This window comes from Anaerovibrio sp., assembly GCF_024697385.1.
GTDB lineage: Bacteria > Bacillota > Negativicutes > Selenomonadales > Selenomonadaceae > Anaerovibrio.
This window is the reverse complement of the sequence record NZ_JAILFV010000056.1, coordinates 1-7,499: the sequence shown is the minus strand read 5'-3', so window position 1 is coordinate 7,499 and position 7,499 is coordinate 1. Positions and strand designations below refer to the sequence as shown.

Annotated in this window: 9 protein-coding genes; all 9 read right to left on the bottom strand. The window is 47.5% G+C overall.

What is annotated here, in order from left to right; translation table 11 throughout:
- A partial coding sequence (locus tag K6C05_RS02790; protein ID WP_296730956.1) for a YerC/YecD family TrpR-related protein occupies positions 1 to 115 on the bottom strand: 115 nt, incomplete at its 3' end.
- 113 nt (positions 116 to 228) lie between these two features.
- Positions 229 to 2,295 (bottom strand): ATP-dependent DNA helicase RecG, encoded by a 2,067-nt coding sequence (gene recG, locus K6C05_RS02785; protein ID WP_296730955.1) that lies wholly within the window; start codon positions 2,293 to 2,295, stop codon positions 229 to 231.
- A 136-nt stretch (positions 2,296 to 2,431) separates the two neighbouring features.
- Positions 2,432 to 3,148: a glucose PTS transporter subunit IIA gene (locus tag K6C05_RS02780; RefSeq protein WP_296730954.1), complete on the bottom strand. Its 717-nt coding sequence runs from the start codon at positions 3,146 to 3,148 to the stop codon at positions 2,432 to 2,434.
- 17 nt (positions 3,149 to 3,165) lie between these two features.
- A complete protein-coding gene (locus tag K6C05_RS02775) occupies positions 3,166 to 3,906 on the bottom strand; it encodes a SagB/ThcOx family dehydrogenase (protein ID WP_296730952.1) in 741 nt (246 codons plus the stop codon).
- 127 nt (positions 3,907 to 4,033) lie between these two features.
- Complete coding sequence (gene hisIE, locus K6C05_RS02770) at positions 4,034 to 4,735, bottom strand: bifunctional phosphoribosyl-AMP cyclohydrolase/phosphoribosyl-ATP diphosphatase HisIE (protein WP_296730950.1); 702 nt, start codon at positions 4,733 to 4,735, stop codon at positions 4,034 to 4,036.
- Between the two features lie 51 nt (positions 4,736 to 4,786).
- Positions 4,787 to 5,545 (bottom strand): imidazole glycerol phosphate synthase subunit HisF, encoded by a 759-nt coding sequence (hisF, locus tag K6C05_RS02765; RefSeq protein WP_296730948.1) that lies wholly within the window; start codon positions 5,543 to 5,545, stop codon positions 4,787 to 4,789.
- A gap of 3 nt (positions 5,546 to 5,548) precedes the next feature.
- On the bottom strand, positions 5,549 to 6,277 hold the full coding sequence (hisA, locus tag K6C05_RS02760) for a 1-(5-phosphoribosyl)-5-[(5-phosphoribosylamino)methylideneamino]imidazole-4-carboxamide isomerase (protein ID WP_296730947.1): 729 nt from the start codon (positions 6,275 to 6,277) through the stop codon (positions 5,549 to 5,551).
- Positions 6,278 to 6,892: an imidazole glycerol phosphate synthase subunit HisH gene (gene hisH / locus K6C05_RS02755; RefSeq protein ID WP_296730946.1), complete on the bottom strand. Its 615-nt coding sequence runs from the start codon at positions 6,890 to 6,892 to the stop codon at positions 6,278 to 6,280.
- Between the two features lie 15 nt (positions 6,893 to 6,907).
- Positions 6,908 to 7,498, bottom strand: coding sequence for an imidazoleglycerol-phosphate dehydratase HisB (hisB, locus tag K6C05_RS02750; RefSeq protein WP_296730944.1), 591 nt, complete (start codon positions 7,496 to 7,498; stop codon positions 6,908 to 6,910).
- Position 7,499 lies beyond the last annotated feature (1 nt).

Genomic DNA, 7,499 nt, shown 5'->3' with positions numbered 1-7,499 from the left:
CACTGATAGTACATATATCCTCAAAAAACTGATAGCATTCCTCCAGGGATTCCAATTTTAATACGGCTTCGCAAAGCTGATCATTCAATTCATCCTTTAGCTTGGGATTTACCATAAATACACCACCTGTATAAAAATCCTGACATTTACTTTCATTCTTTTACGCTTTACTTTGTGAAAATCCAAGGATATTATATCACATAAATCCGGGCAAAACCATACCTACCCCTAAGTATCCGTAATATTTTGGAAATGCTCCCTGTACTGCAGCTCCAATATCGGTAGCACATAGTCAAGCTCCACTTTGTTTTCCATGGTTTCCAGGGCCGCCCTGCGGGCGTCCAGCAGGATATCTATATCCTGCAGTACATCGGCAATTTTCAGATCCGGCAGGCCATGCTGCATGGAGCCAAAAAACTGCCCCGGACCACGAAGCTTCAGGTCTTCCTCTGCCAGCACAAAGCCATCGGCCGTATTTTCCATTATCTGCATTCTCTCAATGGCGACCTCAGATCTGCCATCAGCCACCAGCACACAGTATGAACTGTATTCACCACGACCAATTCGTCCCCGTAGCTGATGAAGCTGTGCCAATCCGAACTGCTGGGCATTCTCTATGACCATCATGCTGGCATTGGGCACATTGACCCCGACCTCGATTACCGTTGTTGCCACCAGCAGGCGTATCCGCCCCTCATAGAAATCCTGCATTATATCTTCTTTTTCCTTCTGCTTCAGCTTGCCATGGACAAGGCCGCAGCTAACATCCCGGAAAATTCCATGAGTCAGCTCATCATACACTGCCTCCGCCGACATCAGGCTGCTTTCCTCATTGTCGGCAATCAAAGGGCATACCACATATCCTTGCCTTCCCCTGCCAATTTCTTCCTTCATGAACTTGTATATCAGTTCCCGCCGGTCAGGCGTCCTCACAAAGGTTCGCACCGGTTTCCGTCCTGGTGGCATCTCGCGAATAATGGAAACATCCAGATCTCCATATACCGTCAGTGTCATGGTGCGGGGAATTGGTGTAGCAGTCATTACCAGTACATCAGGCATCATGGTCCCCTTTTTTTCCAGCTTGGCCCGCTGACTTATGCCAAAGCGGTGCTGCTCATCTGTTACCACCAGTCCCAGCTTGGCAAAGGACACGCCTTCCTGTATCAGTGCATGGGTGCCTATTACTATATCAATTTCATGATTGGCCAGTTGTTCGTATATCTTTTCCCGCTTTGCCTTAGTAAGCCTGCCGGATAAAAGAGCCACCTTGATATTCAGTGGCTCCAGTTGTTTTATAAAGCCCTCATAATGTTGTCGTGCCAGGATTTCCGTAGGGGCCATCAAAGCTCCCTGATAGCCATTTTCGACGGTTTTCACCAGGGCCAGCATTGCAATCACGGTTTTGCCGGAGCCAACATCCCCCTGCACCAGGCGACGCATCGGTACCATGAGCTCCATATCGTTACAGATATCATTCCAGGCCTTGCTCTGGTCACCGGTAAGACTGAAGGGTAATGAAGCCATCAGCTCATTTACCATGTAACCATTTGACCCGTGTCTCACACCCTGTTTTTTATTTTGGGTATGCTTTTTCAGCACCATGAGCCCGCACTGAATCAGATACAGCTCCTCAAAGGCCAGACGCCTCCTGGCCAGCTTCACCATCCCAAAATCCTCGGGAAAATGGATGCCCCTGAAGGCATCACCCCTCGATATCAGCCTGTAACGGCGGACTATATTCTCCGGGATGACCTCAGGAATACACTTTATGGAATCCAGCAGCTGCCGGACAGTCTTACGGAAAAACTTCTGATTGAGTGCTTCGGTGGTTGGATATACCGGGAGAATTGCCAGCTGGCCATCAATATTGTCCTTATCCTCCATTATCTCAAAGGAAGACATCTGACTCATGGCATATTGTCCCTGACCGCCATAGGCATATTCCACCTTGCCGGTAGCAAACAATGTCTTGCCAGGCTTTAGCTTTGGCTTTAAAAACTTCTGGTTGAACCAGGTCACCTGTAAAAAACCTGTTCCGTCACTCACCATGGCCGTTAATATCGACATCCGCCTACGGGCAGCATGTCTTTCCTGCAGGGCCGTAATAACCCCGGCAATAGTAGCCTTTTCCCCTGGTACCAGGTCGGCAATAGCCGTAACACTGCTTTGATCCTCATAAGCCCTTGGAAAATGAGTGAGCAAATCATATATCCTGCATATCCCCAGCTTCTTCAGGAGCTGTGCCTTCTTGGGCCCTATTCCCTTTAAAAATTGAATGTCCTTATCCAGCTCCATCCCATACCTCACCAATAAAAAAACTCGTCCCACACCAAAAGTGATTACCTCCATTTGCCGGAGATAACCACCCCTGAAGTAATCTTATGATTTACCTCACACCCACCTGCAGGGGCGGAGGTCATGTACTGCCTTTTTATTGCTTGCCGCCAATATATAGCCCCAAAGCTACAAATATTGCTGCCAGAACAATTACAATGGTGACAAACATTATGCCCAGCTTGGCCAGGTTCCCAGGTTCACTGATAAATTCTACAGTTTCCCTTTTTAGTCTCTCTATCAGGGATTCCTGAGGACTTTCCTCTGCTGATTCCTCCTGAACCTCATCTGCAGCACTATTGTCGTCAGTGGCTTCAGTATTTTCATCCTCCTGCTCCACTATCTCAACGACCTTAAAAATCTCACCGGCTCCGGCTGTTACCTGCCCGGCACTAGGCTTAATTTCATTTTTATCGTCCATTTCACTTATCAGCACAACAGGCGTAATGGTATTAAAGCCCTTTTCCTTTAATGCCTCCAAATTGTACTCAGCTACCAGGTCTCCGGCCTGAACCCGCTGGCCATCCTTTACATGGATAGTAGTAGTCTCCCTGGTCACATCATGTGCTTCCAGTCCCACATGTACCAGGATATTCAATCCGGTATCAGTCTGAAAGCCAATGGCATGCTTGGCTTCCGCTATGGCAGATATAAATCCATTGACCGGACTGAAAAGCAATCCCTCATCAGGAATAATGGCCACACCGTCTCCCAAGGTTTTTTCAGAAAAAGTCTTATCAGGCACCTCTGTCAAAGCTATAACCTTTCCGGACATCGGCGCATATATTGACAACTCTCTAATGTTTTGTGACATTATTAATCATCCCTTTTTTATTTTATCTTGCCTACATGGGCAGCATAAACAACAAATTCTTCCTTGCCATCGAGTCCCAGCTCTTTATTGAGCTCCACATCATTGAAGTGTCCAACAGCACAGCAGCCTATATTCTGGGTATAGCTTGCCAGATAAAGATTCTGGCAGACATGTCCTGCATCCAAAAAAATGTATTGCAGAGACCTGGCCCCAAAGGCATAATCCATACGGTCCAGTACTGCAGTCCACATAAAGGTAACAGCACTGGCATCGTACATGTTCATCTTATTAAATCCCGGCCGCAATCTTGCCTTGACACCATCCTCAGTATCAACAGGCAGTAATGCGTGCTCAAATGCTAAAAATCTGTACAGCCCCGGGGGAAGCTCCTCCACCTTGTCGATATACAGATATGTTTCCAGGGCATTTCGGCCACCGGCAGAAGGTACAGTCCGCTTGGTTGTGCCGGCAGGAAGCACCATTTTGACCCCCTGGGTACACCAAAGTAGAAACGACAGTTCCTTCATGGTCAGCGGTCTGTCACAGTACTCTCTGACTGTGGAACGAAGCTCCATCAACTCCAGGAAGCTGATTTCCCTGTCCTCCAAAAAATCAGGCTCCGGCAACATAATCAGCTTTGATCCCTTTGGATATGGCTTTTGTGGTATGGGTACCGGTTCATGATTCATCTTGCGGGTGTCCAGGTTGTTTTTCACCAGGGCAGCTTCCCGCAATTCATTGAATAAATCCTTATACATGAATAAATATCCAGCCTTTCAAACATCTTTGATTCTATAAAGTGCATAATAAATGCCCAGACCTTAGCATAACATTATAGTTATATTATATACCAAAGACCGGGCATTTCAAATACATATCAGATTATCAATCTACCGGACGAATACCTGTCTTACCCGTGAAATGATGGTAGTTACCACCATTATGCCGATTAAATAGTTCACAGAATATTTCCTCAGGTTTTATATTGTGGTACGCCAGAAGCACAAGACAGTGGTACCACAAATCGCCCATTTCATAAATGATTTCATTTTTATCATTGTTTTTGGAGGCAATAACAGTCTCCACTGCTTCCTCCCCAACCTTCTTCAAAATCTTGTCCTGGCCCTTTTCAAAAAGGTAATTTGTATAGGAGCCTTCCCTTGGATTCAGCTGACGGTCCTTGATAACATCATAGAGCTCATTTAGTATATTGGCCAGCTTGTTGTCCTCGTCCTGCTCAATCACCGCCAGGGCCTTGTCGTTTTTCAAAAGCCTGCGGCCACTGAAGCAGGAATACGTACCTGTATGACAGGCCCCGCTGCCCTTCTGATGAACTATTACCAGCAGGGTGTCACCATCACAATCATAAAACAGGTCCTTTACCTCCTGTATATTGCCGGAGGTTGCGCCCTTGTTCCAAAGGCCCTTGCGGCTGCGGCTCCAAAACCAGGTAGTCCGCGTCTCTATGGTCTTCTGGAGAGATTCGGCATTCATATATGCCATCATCAACACCTGACCATTTTCCTCCTGAACAATGGCTGGCACAAGGCCCTTTTCATCAAAGTTAATCATCGAAATATCTATCATAGTGTTTCCCCCCATTTCAATACATGCCAATTCTTCACAGAAAAGCATATATCATAATCTTACTTCAATACCTCTGGATTTTAGATAATCCTTGACCTGCCGGACAGTAAACTGCCCGTAATGAAATACCGATGCCGCCAATACGGCATCTGCCTTTCCCTGGGAAAGGACATCGTAAAAATGCTCCAGCTTTCCGGCACCACCGGAAGCAATTACCGGTACATCCACCGCCTCGGATACTGCCCTGGTAAGTGGAATATCATAGCCATCCTTGGTGCCATCTGCATCCATGCTGGTAAGCAGTATTTCACCGGCCCCAAGCTCAGTTCCTCTTTTTACCCAGTCAAGAACATCTATACCGGTAGGAGTACGGCCTCCATTGACATACACTTCCCACTTGTCTTCACCGGCTTTCCTGGCATCCACAGCCAAAACGATGCACTGGCGGCCAAATATATCAGCTCCCTGCTTTATTATATCAGGATTTTTGACAGCTGCGGTATTTAAAGATATTTTATCAGCCCCGGCCTTCAGCATTTTTCGCATATCCTCAGTGGTTCTGATGCCCCCACCAATTGTAAAAGGTATAAACACCTTGGAGGCACAGTCCCTGGCCACCTGCACAATGGTGTCCCTCTGTTCATTTGAAGCCGTGATATCCAAAAAAATCAGTTCATCACACCGTTCCACATCGTAACGGTGGGCCAGCTCCACCGGATCACCTGCATCACGAAGGCCAACAAAGTTGGTCCCCTTCACCACGCGACCATTCTTTACATCCAGACAGGGAATAATCCTTTTTGTATACATATCCTAGGCCCCCTTAGACGCGACTTTGACAGCCTCCGCCAAATCAAGGGTTCCTGTGTATATGGATTTACCCACAATAACCCCTTCTATACCATCCTTTTCATAAGGCAGCAGTGCTTTAATATCTTCAATGGATTTAACACCACCTGAGGCCACCACCTTGATACCGCTCTTTCGTGCCAGCTCTGCCGTTGCCTCCACATTGACTCCCTCCAGGGTGCCATCCCTGGATATATCAGTATAAATAATAGTACGGACACCGGCCCTGGCCATCTCTCCGGCCAAGACCACGGCGCTCACATTGCCTGAGGCCTCCCAGCCATCCACAGCCACTATACCATCCTTGGCATCAATGCCTACAACAATCCTTTCACCGTATTTGGCACAGGCCTCTTTTACCAGCTCAGGATTCCTGGCGGCAACAGAGCCCAAAATAACCCTCCGGACTCCCATCCCCAGGACTTCATCGATATTCTCCATGGTACGGATGCCTCCGCCCAGCTCCACGGGAATATTCACCCGGTCAATTATTTTTTTTACTACTTCCAAATTGATGGATTTACCGGCTCTGGCTCCATCCAGATCCACCAGATGCAGGAATTCGCCCCCAAGGCCTTCCCACTTGGCCGCCATTTCCTCCGGCTCACCAAAAACAGTTTCCTGGGAAAAATCCCCCTTATACAGGCGGACCGCCTTACCTCCACGAATATCTATAGCAGGAAAAATCAGCATTCAGTCACACTTCCAGTCAATAAAGTTTTTTATCACCATCAGCCCCACATCACCGGATTTCTCTGGATGAAACTGGGTTGCCATAACATTGTCCTTGTATACGGCGGCCGTGAGTTGTTCACCATATTCCACAGTAGCAGCAATAATGGATTCATCATCAGGCACAGCGTGGTAGCTGTGAACGAAATAAAAAAATGGATTTGCAGGCAGTCCCTCAAAAAAAGGAAGACCGTCTTGGGCAAACTCCACAGAATTCCAGCCCATATGAGGCACCTTCAGTCCAGGTGCATGAATTTTCCTGACCTTGCCCTTAAAAACCCCCAAGCCCTTTGCATCCGGGGATTCCTCACTGCCCTCAAAGAGTATCTGCAATCCTACACAAATCCCAAAGAGAGGAGTTCCGGCAGCTATCCTGTCCATAACTGCAGGACACAATCCTGAAGCCTGAAAATTATCCATACAGGCGCCGAAATCTCCAACCCCCGGCAGTACAAGCTTGTCTGCCTTTTCAATCAATGACCTGTCATCGGTCACCATAACATCGTCTGTATATTGGGAAAAGGCCTTTTCCACACTGAAAAGGTTGCCTACCCCATAATCAATTATAGCAATCATGAAGCTCCCTCCCCATCAAAGAACGCCCTTTGTTGAAGGGATTTCCTCCGCTGTTTCAGCATCAATTTTCACTGCCGCCCGCAGGGCACGGCCCAGTGCCTTGAAAATTCCCTCTACCCGGTGATGGGAATTGCTGCCATACATCACCTTGACATGGAGGGTAATTCCCGCGTTAAAGGCAAAGGCCCGAAGGAATTCCTCTGTCAGTTCTGTATCATATGTCCCGATCATCGGCGCCATAGGACCACCGGCATCATAAGCCAAAAAGGCCCTGCCACTTATATCAAGGGAAACCATCACCAGGGACTCATCCATAGGAACGAACACCGTACCATATCTGGTGATTCCCCTCTTGTCTCCCAAAGCCTGTTTAAATGCCTCTCCCAAAGCGATACCAATATCCTCCACGGTGTGGTGGCCATCCACATGAATATCCCCATTGCAGCCTACCACAAGGTCCATACGACCGTGACTGGCAAACAGGGTAAGCATATGATCAAAAAATCCTATACCGGTATCAATATCTGAAACCCCCTTGCCATCCAGGCTGATGGTAAGATCAATGGATGTTTCCTTGGTTTCACGAATAACCTTTCCAGTACGCATA